The organism is Gordonia oleivorans (genome assembly GCF_040044975.1).
Classification (GTDB): domain Bacteria; phylum Actinomycetota; class Actinomycetes; order Mycobacteriales; family Mycobacteriaceae; genus Gordonia; species Gordonia oleivorans.
Genome location: NZ_JBDZDI010000033.1, coordinates 13,624 through 28,918, shown reverse-complemented (window position 1 = coordinate 28,918; position 15,295 = coordinate 13,624). Strand labels below are relative to the sequence as shown.

Here is a 15,295-nt window from a genome sequence, read left to right as displayed (position 1 = left end):
CGAAACCTTCGGGTTTCGCGGGGCATCACCGCATTCCCGGCCCTTTTTCGCGCATCCACCGGTCGTGTTCACGCGGGCGCTGCTCGGTCCCGCGGCGTCCCCACGTTCACGCTCTCAGTGCACTGACCGCGTGAGCATGCAGACACCACGTCGACAAGAACCAACCGCGCCACGCAGAGCAGAGTTCGCGCGGCACGTCCACGCTCGCGCGGCGCCCCGTCCTCGCGCGGACAGTGAACCGAGGGCGTGAGCATGCAGACACCGCGCCGGCATGCAGACACCGCGTCGACGAGCAGCACCCGCGCCACGCCGGTCTTCCCGCGGCACATGCTCGTTGGCGCGGCGCCGTCGTCTTCGCGCGCTCAGTGCACTGACCGCGTGAGCATGCCAGCACCGCGTCCACGAACAGCACCCGCGCCACGCCGGCCTTCACGCGGCACGTCCACGTTCCCGCGGCGTCTCCACGGTCACGCGCGCATTGCACCGACCGCGTGAGCGCGCGGGCACCGCGTCGACGAACAGCACCCGCGCCGTCACCGCCCGCCGGCCGGCAGAAGCAGACGATCCCAGCCCAGAAACCAAGCGGACGATACTGAACCACATGACGCGCAGAGGCACCGCGGGAACGCCCGTCCTCGTCGACACCGATGGAGGTCTGGACGACGTCGTCGCCTTACGTGCGCTGGCGGCGACCGGCAGATTGTGGGGTGTCACATCGACGTGGGGAAACGTGTCGGCGCCGGCGGCCGCGCGGAACGCGAGTCTCGCGGTACCGACCGTCCCGGTGTGGTCCGGCGCGAAGCGACCGCCGCCACGGTGGCGACCGTCGGCGGTTCATGGCCACGACGGTCTTGGGGACTCCACGACCGTCGCGCAGCGGATCTACCGGCCGACGTTGACTCCCGAACCGTCCGAGGTGATGATCGAGTTCGCCCGGTCGGAACCGAGCGGTGTCCTCCTGTGCATCGGTCCGTTGACGAACCTGGCGACGGCGCTCACTCGCACGGCAGCCGTACACAGTTGCGTCGCCTGCAGATCGTGGTGTCCGGCGGAGTCGGCGTCAGCCGATCACCGATGGACGCGCGGATCCGCGACACCAACACCCGGCACGACCCACAAGCGACTGCGTCCGTGATCCGGTCGGATCTCTCCATACGGTGGGTCGGGCTCGATGTGAGTCGTCGATTCATCCTGCGCCGCACGGACATGACAGCCGGCCAGATAGGGGGGTTCGCGGCGACGCGCTCCTATGGTTTGCGTCGACGCCCGCTGGGGCGGGGCTCCGGATGGTCGGCCCCGTGCCACGATCTGGTGGCCGCGACGGCGGCGGTCAATCCCGCAGCCTTCGCCTGGACCACCTCGACCATGCGGATCGCGACCCGTGGATCGAGCGCCAAGGTGTGCGGAACCACCGGACACCCAGGGCCATGGCCTGATTCGGACCGGTCCGAGGCCGCTGTGGACGTCGATCTCAACGCGGTGAGGGCGATGTGGAAACTCGCCCAGCTCGAGTCCAGAGACTGCCCGAGCGGGGACCACGAGCCTCTGCCCTGACGTTGTCAGCTCGCGTCTGCGTCGTCGGCCAGCCACGCCCCGTGCAGTCCCGCCGGCACCCGGATCGGCAGGTCGATGGTGGCGATCGGTCCGTCGGCGGGGGCGTCGGCGTCGAGAAGATAGAAGCTCGAGCGAAGGCTGTCCGGGTCGGTGCCGATCGCTCCCCAGTAGTCGTGGTGCGCGCCGGGTAAGAAGATCGGTTCGCCGATCGCCACGCCCGGGCTCCAATAGTCTTCGGTGCCCGCGGCGAGATCGTGGAACCACAGACTGTCGCGCGTGGCGTCGTCGTGCGGACCGCGCGCCACCGAGGCGACCCGGTGATGGTCGAGCGTGAGCAGGCGGTCGTCGACGCGCGGGAACTCCATGTCGAGTGCGTTGTCGCTGAGAACGTTCCGCGTGATGGAGCCACCGGCGTCGATGACGGCACGGGTGAGCGTCGACGTCGCCGGCCGGTCGACGTCGGCGAAGCCACCCGGATAGGTCCACTCCACGTAGTCGACGGTGATCGTGCCGTCCGGGTTGTCGAAGGCGTTGGCGAAGTGCCACACCCAGAACGGGTCGGTGTGCACCCACCGGACCGGGCCACCGTCGCGGGGGAGGAGTGCGATGCGGGCGCCGTCATCGGGTCGCCACGACAGCAATGAACCGCCCGTCAGCATCGCCTCGATGTCAAAAACCAAGGGACACAGAAACAGCACGACGTAATGCGCGGTCAACGCCATGTCGTGGATCATCATCGGATCGGTCACCCCGTCGACCGGTGTCGGGGTCCGCGTCACCTGACCGTCGGCGGCGATCACCGACCACGTCAGATACGGGGCCTCGAGAGCGTAGTTGAACACGATCAGCTCACCTGTTCGCGGATCGGTCTTCGGGTGCGCGGTGCTGCCCACCAGCATCGCGCCGTCGCAGTGGGTGGGACCGATCGTCGACAGATCCGTCGGATTCAGCAGGTACGGATGGTCGGATTCGGCCATCGCCATCAGCCGGCCCGAATGCCGGACGATGTTGATGTCGGGCAATTGGCGGAAGGTTCCCGCCAGGTCGGGACCGGCCTCCTCGGCGGGCGGGGTGTACCCGTCGGTGATGCCGGACCAGATGGCATGTCCGGCAGCCTCTTCCGCCGTCACCATCGGCGTCCGGACGAACTTGTTGGTATAGCCGACCCGCCCGCCGTCGAAGCGGATGCGATGGACCATGCCGTCACCGTCGAGCGGATAGACATACGAGCCGATCGGATCGAACCGGGGGTTCGGCCCGTTGCGGAGGTAACTGCCCCGCAGATCGGCCGGCAGGTCGCCGTGCACGGTGAGGTCGGCGACGTCGACCTCCTCACGTTGCGGCGCGAACACACCGGTGAGGTGACTGTGGTGGGCGATGTCGACCGGCGCGGGTCGGGTGGCGGGGGAGTCGGTGGTCATGGCTCTGGCCTCTCGGTACGACGTGGTCGGGGATCAGGCGTTCTCGACCGTGTCGATCCACCGGGCCATGGGAGTGAGCCTAGACCGAAATCGGACATCCCGGGGGCCGTGCGGCCGACCGCTCCCGAGATTCCGCCGTCACGCGATCGGTCGAATCCCCCGCCGCCCGGAATCCGGGAGCGCCACGATGCGTAAGGCCGCGCGCAGCTTGGCGGCCGTGGCCGCCCACGATCGCGCCTCGTGACGGCATGCGTCGCGTTCCTCGGCGTCACCGGAACGGTTCGCGTCGTCGGCGGAGGAGTTCCACGACGATTCCTGCTCCTCGCAGATACGGATGTACCGCAGCACCGCCGAGCGGTCGTGCTCGCAGATCTCGGCGACCTCGTGTGGGTTCAGGGTGGCGTTGTCGAGGTCGAGGTGCAGGATGGTGAGCAGTGCATCGGGTAGTGACCCCTCCTCGTCGGGGTCAGAATCCGTTGCTGTGGTGTGTTTTTCGCGGGTGGTGGCCAGTCGGACGATGCGTGGCGCGTCGTCCTCGACGAAGGTGAACCAGTCGTTGAGGGCGCCGTTGATGTTCTCCGGGACGAAGACGGCGGCATCGATGATGCGTTGGGCGACGACGGTCCGGCCGCGCAGGAGCAGGCGTATCGCCGCGTGGTCGGTGGGCTGTGCGGCGATCACCGTCGCGGCGTGCGCGGGATCGATCACCTTGTCGGTGAGGACGGTGAACACCTCGATGCACGGCGCGGAACCGCACACCCGCAACCAGGACGCGTAGGGCCGGGTCGGCAGCGGAAGGTCCCCGTCCTCGTCGAGGTCAATGGTGCATCCGGCGGCGGTCTCGAGCATGGTGTGGATCAGTGACCGCAGATGATCGGCGTCGTGCGGTGCGGTCCCGATCCGCAGGGTGGGTTCAGGCTCGGGTGACGGTGGCAGGAACGGGGCGGCGAGGAAGGCCGGATGCACCACCTGCCACACCTGGCGCAAGGTGTCGACGGTGAGCGAGGCGAGGTCATCGGCACGAGCCCGACTGCCCTCGGCGATGTAGCTGCCGTTGCGCAGTCGCCGCCAGCCCAGCGCACGGAGCTGCTCGACCTGCAGGAGATGGCGGTCGACGACGCCGTCGGGGGCATCGGCGCGCACCGTGATGCGTACCCGATGGGCGCCGGTGAGGGTGATGTCCAATCGCGTGGCCGTATCGTCGGCCACGAGGCCGGTCACCTGAAGCCAGGTGCTCTCCGAGTCGGAGAGATCACCGAGCACGTCCGCGAGGACCGCCCGGAATCCGCGCCAGGCGTCGTCGATCGACGAGTCGAAACCGTTGGTGCTCATCGAATCTCCTTTCGTCGGAGAGGGGTGGACCTCTCCTCGGCCACTACGTTACGGCGGGGGTACGACATATCCGTGCCCCGTTGGCGGGCGGTGGCGACTCACGCACCGCCGACGATGTGCGGGGTCGGCGGTGTGAAGCCGGTGTTGTCCGGCAGTGGGCTTTCACCGAGGTCCGTGCCGACCTCTCTGACGGTCTTCACCGTCTCGAACGGCGACGCTCCCTGCCGCGCGAGGGTGTCGTCGTACCAGGCGAACCACGGGAATCCGTACTGCGCGTACTCCTCGATCGTCAGCGGCCGATGATGCGGCGGCTCGTCGGTGAGCTGCTGCCACGACGCCGAGTCGATGATCCGGACCGACGCTCGCTCGCTGACATCCTGACACCAATTCTCGTGCGGCTGAATCGGTGTGGCGATGGACTGTGCGATGGACCCGCCGGCGCCGAGACCCATCGCAGGGTCATCGGGTGGTGCCGCGAAGCAGAGACCGTCGGCGACGATGGGCGCGATGTGCTGCCACTTGTCGCGACGGAGCGGCACCACCGAGAACTCGAGGGCGCCACTGTGGGCACCGGTCAACTGCTCGGCCACCGTGTACCCGGTGCCGAGGCGCCGCGCGACGAACTGCCGCACCGTGGTCGCGTCCACCCGGTAGCCGTCGAGCCACGGTTGCTCGTCGGTCTCGAGGTAGTCCCCGGCGTCGAAGTCCGGTTCAGCGGTGAAGGCGTCACCCGTGATCGCGTTGATTCCTCCCACACCCACCTTCACCAGGAACGAATAGCCCTTCGGCGCAGTGAAATCGATCCACGCGGCCTCTGACTGCCACATCGGCATCAGGACGTCGGCAGCACCATTGGTGGTCTCCCGAAGGGCGAAGCTGCCCAAACTGGGCGGCAGGCCGTAGGTCGTGTCGTCGTCGGGGACACGCAGTGTCCGGTGGAAGGTGATGTGCAGGACCGCGGCCGGATCGACCTCGGGGAACGCGAAGGTGAGCGTGTTGTGGTCGGTGGAGACGGTCATCGGGCAACCTCCTGGATCGGATGTGTGTGCCACGGTAGTGATGGGGTACGACAAAGTGCGTGTGTGATGTCGGACCGAGGTCGGACGACCCTCACGCGTCCCTTCTGTTCGCTTCACGCGGTCGGTTCGTGGCGACGCGGTACCCCCGCGCTCACGCTGGCTGTGCAATGACCGCGTGAGCGTGCGGGCGCCGCGTCGAGCAGAAGCTGCCGCGTGAAATGGGTTATGGACCAACACAACACACGCCCGGGCACACCCGTCATCCACCGACGTCCGAATTGTCGGTACCCGGATCTATGGTGTTGCCCAGACGGACATCGTCGATGACCGACGGCACGGGGAGGCAGCATGGCAGCAGAGGATTTCGGGAGCGGGGATCGGGATTCGACGACGGGGTTCCGTCACCCGTGCGGAAGTTGCCGGACGGGACGGTTGAGGTGGCGGTGTCGTTGAACGCACGCGCCGCGGTCGCCGCCGCGTCGGAGGATGCCGGGCATCTGCTGACGATGGTCCGGGACACGCTCGCCGCGTGTCTCCAAGAGGACGTCGAGATCGTCCGCGACGTCATCGGTCTCACCTTCGACGAGATGCACACCACGATCCTCGTGTCGCCGGAGGCCCTTCGAATTGAGTTCTGCACCATCGTCGGCCACGAGACGCCCGACATGGAGTTGCTGGGTGCGGTGATCGCCGAACACTCGTCGCGCTGGCCCGACATCTCCATCGTTGTCACCAAAGCGCACGTGTTCGCCGTCAAGGCGGTGGATGCGAAGATCTTCTCGCCAGACAATCTCGTTGCCGCACTGGCCGACTGGCGTCGATTCCTGCGCGAAGGTGCCATCGACATCGAGGAGCAACTCGACCCCGGGATGGCACCGAATCCGGAGTGCGAGATCGAGGTGATGCCGCAGGCGTTGGCCGAGATGATCGTCCGGTACCACACCGATCGGAGCACGGTCACCGCCGATTCGATCATGCGTACCTCGCGGGCCAATGGGCCACTGTTGCGGCGCTACGCCCGAATCTGTCAGGCGCACATCGCCTTGTACACGGCGGTCGCGCCGAAGTTCGAGGCCCGCGGAGACGGCGACGAGGCCCGTCGTTGCGACAATCGGCGACAGGCCATGGAGACCTTCCTGCCGGTACTGCTCGCCGCGATAGCCCTGTCGGCGGAGAGCAACATGCGATGGGAGCGACCGCAGGGTGCGTGAGGAGCGTGCCGTGCGCGTCGCATGAGATGGCCGGGATGACACCATTCCTCGTAACTCACAGGTCCTAGAGAAGTGAGTTCATCCCGGCCACAGAGCTATTGGACAGTCGTCACAAGATGGATGTGGCGTGCAGTGGCCGTATGTCAGTTCTTGATGCCCACCCCGCGGTAGTCGACCGCGTACAGGATGGGGCAGACGACCGTCGAGGTCTCACCGCTGCGCGCCTTCTTCCATGGCCCCTCGACGAACTTGTAGAACGTCGCCCCTGGGATGGTCGGGTTGAAGCATGTCGCGTACGCCTGGTACCAGCCAGTTCCACCGGTGCACTTGGCTGTTGCGTAGGTGTTGCCGCCGCCTTTGGTGCAGCCGGTTGGCGCTGCTCCGGCAACACCAGTGGTGGCTGTCGCCACTGTGGCCGCGGCGCTGGCGGCAAGTACGGTCGCGGCGACGCGATTTCGAAGCTTCACGTTTTCTCCTGAGGTGACTGGACTTTCGACAGTCCCCGACTGCCGTCGACATTAGCGATGGCTGCGATCGACCACAGTCGGCCAATAGGGGGAGCCGAGCGAGATGTTCCGTGTTGAACCATTTGTCGCAATTGGTGATTCGGTGTCCTGGCGGCATTGGCGCGGGCAGTTCTGCTTCCCGCGGTACGCCCACACTCGCGCGTTCTGTGCAATGACCGCGCGAGCGAGCGGACGCCGCGTCGAGCAGCAGCTGCCGCGCGAAGCGTCGAGACGACACCGCAGGCGCCCCCACGCGGTGGACGGGGCCGGTTCTCCGCTTTGTCGTGAATAGGGTGAATGTACCGGTATGTCTATCGTCCGAACAGTCGAAAACCGAAGTGCAGCAGCCGCATAAGAGTTCCGAAGCGGGCGATATTGTTACGCTCCGAGCCTCATCACCAGCGTCCGAGGAGCCCCAGCGATGCGACCACTTCGACTACTACCCACCCTCGTCTGCGCGGCACTTCTCACGGCGACGGCGGCGTGCTCGTCGGTCAACGGTTCCGCCACGAGTGAGCAGTCCGGGGCGACGACGACGGCCGGTGGGTCCGCCAGTGCTGCACCGTCGTTGGCATTGAACGCGACTCTCGGCAAGGTCTGGGGTGCCAATCAAACCGGGTACGGCGAGATCAAGCCGGCGAAGATCTACAACGGCGGCGCCGGTGTTCTCGGCGAGGTCGACAACGTGGTCTGGTCGTCGTGGGGTGGACCGGAGGCGCATGCCGTCGGAACGGCGGCATGGGCGGACCCGACGAAGATCGAGGCCGATCTGTTCCCCGAACAGACCCAGGTGGTCGCGTTCAACCTCGGCACCTGCGACGGGCAACTGATGTATCAGAACCTGGAGTGGTACTTCCCGCAGCACGGTGAGGCCTTCGATCCCACGCACTACCTCAACATGTGCACGGGCCAGTATGTGACGGGCGCACCCACCTCCAGCGCATCCACTCCGACCAGCGCGGCAGCGCAGAACTCCGGCTCCTGGACCGGCACCACCCTGACGATCACCCCGACGTCGCTCGGCGTCGTGAAGGTCGGCATGACCATCGAGCAGGCCGACGCGGCAACCGGATTGACCTTCGAGAACAAGGGCGACGGTCAGCGCGGCCCCGAACTCAGCGGACAGAATAGTCTCGCCGTACGGGGCGACCCCATCACCTGTGTCGAGGCGTCGGGTAACAGCCCGACCGGACCCACCGTCATGACCGAGAAGGGCATCACCCTCGGTGATCCGGAGAGCAAGGTGACCGCGGCCTACCCCGATGCCACTCCGCTCGCGGCCGGTGGACCGTTTGCGCGGCCCGGATATCTCGTGACGCTTCCGGGCGGTCAGCTCGCGATCAACGTCGAGGAGGGCATCGTCGACCGGATCGCCGGCGGACCGGACGCGTCCGGGACGACCTGCCCGGGCTGAGCGCCACACGATAAGCGCTCAGACGCAACGATTCCCGCCGACGCGAAGGCCTCGGCGGGAATGGTTGTCGGATGAGTCAGCGTCTCACCACAGGTCGTAGCTGACGTTGACGTTCGGGAAGCCGGACTCGATGCGGGGCGTGTTGATGAAGTAGTGCCCACCCGAGGTCCCGGTCATGCCGGTGTTGACGTCACCGCGCACATTCTCGACGTTGTAGGTGGCGGTCGGGCCGAACGCTCCGATGTGGTAGTTCACGAACACCGTCTCCGAGGGGGCCGTCGGTGCCACCGCGACGACCGTCTCCGACGCCCCGGGGGCCAGGGTGAAGGCCGGCGCGTCCACCCAGTGCCCCGAGCCCGGGGTGGCCGAGGCGAGGAACTCGGTGCGGTTGGTGTGATTGGTCAGGGTCATCGCGACGGTCGGCTCGCCGGGGTGGGTGACCGGCACCGTTCCGGCCGAGGCGAGTCCGGCGCCCCCGACGGCGATGGCGGCGGCGATCCCGGTGCCGGCGAGAACGGCGAGGGTGCGGTTCTTGATGTTCTTCGACATGACGTGCTCCTGGTGTCTGTGACGTCCGGTCCCGGTGGGGCTGGGCTGTGTTTCTGACACCAATGACTTTGCCGTGCAACGCCACCACGCAAACCCCACCGACCGGTGGATCGGCCGGTGGATAGGTGCCTCCCCCAATCGGGGGAGGCACCTGTAGTCCGGTGGACTCCTCAGTGCCCGGCGAATGCCTCCGCCAACCACCAGGAACCGCCGTCGCTGGTGATCTTCGCGTCGATGACCAGCGGCCCCGTCGTGCCGCCGGCCTCGTACGACTCCAGCCAATCCCGCACCACGGCCAGGTCGCCCACCTCGCGCACCGTCACACCCGTGGCACCGAAACCCCGTGCAATGGCGGCGATGTCGGTCTCCGGGAAGGTGACCGTGGACATGTCCGCGTTCCCGAAATGATGCACCTCGGCGCCATAGGCGGAGTCGTTGTACACGATCACCACCAGCGGAAGCCGTTCCCGTACAGCGGTGTCCAGTTCGCTGATGGCCATCAGGAATCCGCCGTCACCGGTCCCCAGCACCGGTAACCGGTCCGGCTGTGCGGCGGCCGCACCGATCGCCGTGTACAACCCGAGCCCGATCGACTGGTACGCCTGCGTGAAGCAGAAGCCGAACTCGTCGGGCACCGACAGGTGCGTCGACGGGTAACCCATGAAGTTCCCGGAGTCGATGGACACGATCCGCTCGAGGGGCAACAGCCGATCGAGTTCGACGGAGAGCAGGCGAGGATCGATACGCTCGTTCGTGGACGAGTCCGCTATCGGAACATCTTGCCACCGTGACGATTCCACGATCCGTGCCTTCACCTCGTCGGTGCGGTAGCCGACCGGTGCCGGGTCGCCGGTCACCACCGCAAGAGCATCGACAGCGGTCAGTGCGCAATCGCCGACCACCCCGACGTCCACCGGACGATGCGCGCCGATCGCGTCGACGTCGTCGTCGACCTGAATGACGGTGGTGTCGGCGCCGATCAGCCGACCGTGGCGCATCGTCCACATGTTCAGCGCGCACCCCCAGCCGACGATCAGGTCCGCCCCGGCGATGAGGTCGGCGCTGGTGTCGGTGGAGAAGCCGCCGGAGATGCCGAGGGAGAAGGGATCGCCGGCGAACAGGCCATTCGTGACCGCCGATGTCGCGACCAAAGCGCCTGTCGCCGCTGCCAGTTCGGCGATCCGCGGACCCGCACCCCGGCCCCCGCGGCCGGCCACGAAGACCGGCCGCCGCGCATCACGCAGCGCCGCAACCAGTCTCGTCACCGATTCCGCGTCGGGACGGACCCGCGGTGGCGTGACATCGACCCGGATCGGGCCCACCGCAGTACCCTCGGACGCCGCCACATCGATGGCGACGTTGAGTACCACGGTGCGTCGTCTCGTGACCGCGGTCCGGTACGCGCGGATCACGTCGGCGACCGCGGTGGCCGACGAGTACACGCGGTCGGCGACCGCGCCGACGCTGCGGACCAGGTGTTCCTGGTCGATGCGGAAGTTGGATCGCAGTGCGGCGGCCGGGCTGTCGGCGGCCAGGACGATCATCGGGGTGCGGCTCTTGGCGGCCTCGGTGATCCCGGTCATCGCGTTGGTCAGGCCGCAACCCTGATGCAGGGTGACGACGCCGACGCGCCCCGACATCCGCGAGTAGGCGTCGGCCATGGTCGCGGCGCCACCTTCGTGGCGCGCGGCGGTGTAGGGCACCCCGCCGGCGCGCAGCGCATTCGTCATGACGAAGTTGCCGCTGCCGACCACCCCGAAGGCATGCCCCACACCGAGATCGGCGAGAACCCGGCCGACCACGTCGGCGACCGTCGGGCCGTAGGTGACCCCGGAATCCATCAGTTCGCGCCGTCGATCACCGCAAGCACCCGCGACGGGCTGCCGGTGCCGCCGACGATGGGCAATGGGCTGACGATCAGCACGGCTCCGGTGGCCGGCAACTGCCCGAGGTTGCGGAGTGAGGTGACGCCGTACTTGTCGTTACCGAGGAAGTAGTTGTGCACCGGGAATGCCGGATCGAAACCGCCGGCAAGGCCCGCGTCGACGCCGACGGTCTCCACACCCAGGCCGGTGATCTCCCGTTCGGTGGCCAGCCACTGCGCACACTCGACGGTGACGCCCGGGGTGTGTGAGCCGGTGTCGTCGGCGTTGAGGAACGCCGCCTCGGAGTGCCCGCGTGATTCCCACCCGGTGCGCAGCAGCAGCCAGGCACTGGCGGCGAGGCGACCGTGCTCGGCCTCCCACGCCTCCACATCGGCAACGGTGAGCAGGTAGTCGGGGTCGTCGGCGACCTTGTCGGTGAGGTCGAGCACCGCGGCCGGCCCGATCAGCCGCCGCGGCGGGATCTGCGACACGTCGTCGCCGTCGCGGCCGGTGATCCAGTGCACTGGGGCGTCGAGATGGGTGCCGATGTGCTCGCCGGTGTGGATGTTGTTGTGCCGCCAGAAGGGGCCGGGCTCGTTGTAGGCGCTGACTTCTTCGAGGCTGAAGTCGATCAGGTTGACGAAGGGTTCCGGCAGCCGCAGGGCGGGCGTGTCGCTGCTCAGCGGGGTGGTGAGATCGACGACCTGCAGTCGCCCGCCGGCGAGCGCGTCGACGAAGTCGGACAGGATCGAGGCGGTGTCGGATGTGGTCATCGTGGCTCCCTGTGCTGGTGATATTTGCGGTACGGCTGGGACTCATCATGCCCGGCGACACGCACCGAACCTGCGGATCGGTGCCGCGGGGTGCCGATTATCGTGATCGCATGGCGCCGTTTCTGCCATTGGACATCGATCCCAATGAGCTCGAGTACGACTTCGACCACGCGACCGTGTCGCGGGGCGTGGAGTATGCGAATGAACGCCGGATCAGCGACCTGAAGTGGAGCGCCGACGGTCTCGTTGTGGGTGGGCGGTGCCGCGGTGCCCGAGGACAGAGCTATCGGGTCGAGGCCGATCTCGATGACGTCGGTGGGGGCGATCGGGAGCTGATCGAGACGCGGTGCAGCTGCCCCGTCGGCTACAACTGCAAACACGGTGTCGCGTTGTTGCTCGCCGCCAGCTACCCGCAACCCGGGTTGTCGATCGTCGACACCGCATCGGCGAGTGCGTGGCGTCGCCTGCTCGGTGACCTGGCCCCCGACACCCCGGACGTGTCCGAGGTCGCCGGTAACGCGCTGCTGGGAATCCTCGTCGAGATGCCGGGAGCCACGGCGAACACCATCGAGGCGCCGACGCTCCGGCTGGTCACACCCGGCAAGACCGGAGCGTGGGTACGGACCGGGGTGAGCTGGCAGACGATCGAACCCGGTCACCGGTCGGCGTGGAATCGGTCGACACGCGACCATGCACCCGGATACTTCGTGCCCGAACAGCTCGGACCGGTGCGAGCCATCGGACGGGCCTTCCGCGCGAATCACCCCTACGGCATGGACCAAACCCTGGATCTGGCGTTGGCGCCGGCAGAGATCTGGGATCTGCTGGACGCGGCCGTCGACGCCGGCGTCACCCTGGTCGCCCACGCCAAGACCACCCACACCAGCACCATTGCGTTGCTGAGCGGTTCCTCGGCGCAGCTACGGGTCATCCGCGACGACGAGGGACTCGCCGTCGCCCCGAGCATCGCCCTCGACGGATACACCTGGGACGGATCGCCGGCCGAGATGATCGGCGACCCGGAACCCCACGGCATCGTCGCGCGCTCCGAGGACACGCTCCTGCTGGGGCCGTTCACGCCACCCCCGTCGATCGACGCGCTGCAGGAGTTGTTCTCCCGTGGCGTGGTGCGCATCCCCGACGACGAGGCCGAGGAGTTCACCAGCGAGTTCCTGCCCCGGCTCGTCGACGTGATGCCGGTGCAGGTGGCCGACGACGCCCTCGAGGTCGCCGAGACCACCGGACCGGAGTTGCTGCTCACCCTGCGGCCGACGGATGCCGGCACCCGCGCGACGTGGGAGGTCGTTTATCAGGTCAACGGGCAGCGACGCACCTTTGAAGGCGAGCACCGGTCGGGGATTCGCGATCGCCGGGCGGAAAATGCTGCGTGGCAAGCGATTCGGCCGCATTTGGAGCAGGCGGCGCGTCTGTGTGTGACGTGGCGCCGACAGATGATCGCCTATGCCGCGCACGTGGTCGGCGGCCCGGGACTGATCGAACTCGTTCAGCAGGACCCCGATGATCTCATCCGCGCGGCCGACATCCGGCAACTGACCCGATCGCTGGTGTTCACCCCGATGGAGACGGCGATGCTGCACGTCGAGGTGATCCCGCAGCTGGAGGAGCTCGGCGTCGAGGTGGCCATCCATGGTGAGGTCCTCGACTATCGGGAAGCGCGGTCGGCGCCCCAGATCTCCATCGGCGCAGATGGTTTCGGCGACTCCGACTGGTTCGGCCTGGCCATCACCATCGACGTCGACGGACAGTCGGTACCACTGCCGGATGTGCTGGCCGAACTCTCCGCGGAGGCCACGCACATGCTGCTCGCCGACGGGACCTACTTTGCCCTCGACACCCCGGAGCTGAGTCGCCTCGCCGCACTCGTTGCCGAGGCAAAAGCGTTGGGCGAGTTGGAGAACGGTCAGGTTCGGCAACGTTCCGTCAACGCCACGCTGTGGGAGGAACTGCTCGCGCTCGGCGTCGTCGACAAGGAGCTGGCGGTGTGGCGATCCCGGATGGAGCGCCTTGCCGCCGCGACGCCGCCCGAACCGTGCCCGACGCCGGACGGCTTCCGGGCCGAGCTGCGTGACTACCAGACCGCGGGTCTCACCTGGCTGAACTTTTTGTGGGAGAACAGGATCGGTGGAATCCTCGCCGACGACATGGGGTTGGGCAAGACCGTCCAGACACTCGCGATGGTCGCGGCAGCACTGAACGAGGAGCCGGACGGCCGCTTCCTGGTGGTGGCGCCGACCAGCGTCATCAGCAACTGGGTGGCCGAGGCCGAGCGCTTCGTCCCCGATCTGGACGTCCTCGCGGTGACCGCGACCAGTGCGCGTGTCGGTGTGCCACTCGCCGAGCGGGTGGCCGGCAAGCAGGTCGTCGTCACCTCGTACGCGCTGATGCGTATCGGGTTCGACGAGTTCGACGAGATCGACTGGACCGGAATACTTTTTGACGAGGCGCAGTTCGTCAAGAATCACAACAGCAAGGGATATCAGTGTGCGCGGCGGCTGCGCGCCGATTTCAAGGTCGCCATCACGGGAACGCCGATGGAGAACAACCTGATGGAGTTGTGGGCGCTGCTGACGCTGACGGTGCCCGGGCTGTTCTCCTCACCGAAGACCTTCACCGAGTTCTTCCGCAAACCCATCGAATCCGGTCAGGAACCCGAACGGTTGGCGTTGCTGCGCAGGCGGATTCACCCGGTGATGTTGCGGCGCACCAAGGAGCAGGTGGCCGCCGATCTGCCGGCCAAGCAGGAACAGGTCCTGTCGATCGACCTGAACACCAAGCACGACAAGATCTATCAGACCCGGCTCACCCGGGAACGGCAGAAGGTCCTGGGGCTGCTCGGTGACTTCGACGAGAACCGGTTCGCCATCTTCCGGTCACTGACGATGCTTCGGCAGCTGAGCCTGCATGCCGGGCTGGTGGAGGACAAGCACGCCGAGGTCGCCTCGGCCAAGATCGATTATCTCGCCGAGCAGATCCCCGAACTCATCGCAGAGGGCCACTCGACGTTGGTGTTCAGCCAGTTCACCGGGTTCCTGCGGCTCATCGAGGACCGGCTCGTCGGGCTGGGTATCGATGTCAGCTATCTGGACGGTTCGATGTCGGCGAAGCAACGCGGCGCCGAGATCAAGCGCTTCGCCAGTGGGAAGACCCAGGTGTTCCTGATCAGTCTGAAGGCCGGTGGGTTCGGTCTCAACCTCACCGAGGCCGATTACTGCTTCGTCTGCGATCCCTGGTGGAATCCGGCCAGTGAGGCGCAGGCCGTCGATCGCGCGCATCGGATCGGCCAGACCCGTCCGGTCAATGTGTACCGGCTGGTGTCGGCAGGCACCATCGAGGAGAAAGTCGTTGCACTTCAGGAGCGTAAACGCGAACTGTTCAACGCGGTCATCGATGAGGGTGACCTCTTCGGGTCGGCGATCAGCGCCGACGACATCAGGGAGTTGATCGGCGGGTAGCGCGTACGAGATGTTGCCCGGGGCGATGTAGTCGGGGCCACTACTCGGGTATGTTCACCGAACCTCACAGCGTGGCCGGTACGCGAGGGATGTCACCGGACCTGCACACCCGTATCGGAATCATGACGCCGCGCCGACCGTTGACATGAGTGTGGCGTGACTCCGTCGTCGGCGCCTG

At 67.0% G+C, this 15,295-nt stretch carries 11 protein-coding genes; 4 read left to right on the top strand and 7 right to left on the bottom strand.

Annotated elements, in window-relative coordinates; all coding sequences use genetic code 11:
* The first annotated feature begins 601 nt into the window (after positions 1-601).
* Entirely contained in the window at positions 602-1,135 is a 534-nt protein-coding gene (locus tag ABLE92_RS26245) for a nucleoside hydrolase (RefSeq protein ID WP_425476272.1), read from the top strand.
* A gap of 424 nt (positions 1,136-1,559) precedes the next feature.
* On the opposite strand, the gene ABLE92_RS25330 is transcribed toward ABLE92_RS26245, so the two are convergent.
* The 3 genes from ABLE92_RS25330 to ABLE92_RS25320 form a co-directional block, all read right to left on the bottom strand.
* Positions 1,560-2,975 (bottom strand): carotenoid oxygenase family protein, encoded by a 1,416-nt coding sequence (locus ABLE92_RS25330; RefSeq protein ID WP_348807579.1) that lies wholly within the window; start codon positions 2,973-2,975, stop codon positions 1,560-1,562.
* Positions 2,976-3,113: 138 nt separating this feature from the next.
* Positions 3,114-4,307, bottom strand: a complete 1,194-nt coding sequence (locus ABLE92_RS25325) for a TY-Chap domain-containing protein (protein ID WP_348807578.1) — start codon at positions 4,305-4,307, stop codon at positions 3,114-3,116.
* A gap of 98 nt (positions 4,308-4,405) precedes the next feature.
* Complete coding sequence (locus ABLE92_RS25320; protein ID WP_348807577.1) at positions 4,406-5,326, bottom strand: hypothetical protein; 921 nt, start codon at positions 5,324-5,326, stop codon at positions 4,406-4,408.
* Between the two features lie 443 nt (positions 5,327-5,769).
* Between ABLE92_RS25320 and ABLE92_RS25315 the strand changes: the two genes are divergently transcribed.
* Positions 5,770-6,537: a T3SS (YopN, CesT) and YbjN peptide-binding chaperone 1 gene (locus ABLE92_RS25315; RefSeq protein WP_348807576.1), complete on the top strand. Its 768-nt coding sequence runs from the start codon at positions 5,770-5,772 to the stop codon at positions 6,535-6,537.
* A gap of 143 nt (positions 6,538-6,680) precedes the next feature.
* Here the strand turns inward: ABLE92_RS25315 and ABLE92_RS25310 are convergent, their stop codons facing one another.
* Positions 6,681-7,004, bottom strand: a complete 324-nt coding sequence (locus ABLE92_RS25310) for a hypothetical protein (RefSeq protein ID WP_348807575.1) — start codon at positions 7,002-7,004, stop codon at positions 6,681-6,683.
* A 460-nt stretch (positions 7,005-7,464) separates the two neighbouring features.
* Here ABLE92_RS25310 and ABLE92_RS25305 point away from each other — a divergent pair, with 460 nt between their 5' ends.
* Positions 7,465-8,457 (top strand): hypothetical protein, encoded by a 993-nt coding sequence (locus ABLE92_RS25305; protein ID WP_348807574.1) that lies wholly within the window; start codon positions 7,465-7,467, stop codon positions 8,455-8,457.
* An 84-nt stretch (positions 8,458-8,541) separates the two neighbouring features.
* Here the strand turns inward: ABLE92_RS25305 and ABLE92_RS25300 are convergent, their stop codons facing one another.
* From ABLE92_RS25300 to ABLE92_RS25290, 3 genes are all read right to left on the bottom strand, one after another.
* The gene (locus tag ABLE92_RS25300; protein ID WP_348807573.1) at positions 8,542-9,006 is read right to left on the bottom strand and encodes a hypothetical protein; all 465 of its coding nucleotides are present in this window, start codon (positions 9,004-9,006) and stop codon (positions 8,542-8,544) included.
* Positions 9,007-9,176: 170 nt separating this feature from the next.
* Entirely contained in the window at positions 9,177-10,847 is a 1,671-nt protein-coding gene (locus ABLE92_RS25295; RefSeq protein ID WP_348807572.1) for a thiamine pyrophosphate-binding protein, read from the bottom strand.
* Positions 10,847-11,644 (bottom strand): cyclase family protein, encoded by a 798-nt coding sequence (locus ABLE92_RS25290; protein ID WP_348807571.1) that lies wholly within the window; start codon positions 11,642-11,644, stop codon positions 10,847-10,849. Before ABLE92_RS25290 ends, ABLE92_RS25295 begins: the two co-directional genes overlap by 1 nt.
* 110 nt (positions 11,645-11,754) lie before the next feature.
* On the opposite strand from ABLE92_RS25290, the gene ABLE92_RS25285 reads away from it, so the two are divergent.
* The gene (locus tag ABLE92_RS25285) at positions 11,755-15,117 is read left to right on the top strand and encodes a DEAD/DEAH box helicase (RefSeq protein WP_348807570.1); all 3,363 of its coding nucleotides are present in this window, start codon (positions 11,755-11,757) and stop codon (positions 15,115-15,117) included.
* Positions 15,118-15,295: the final 178 nt, after the last annotated feature.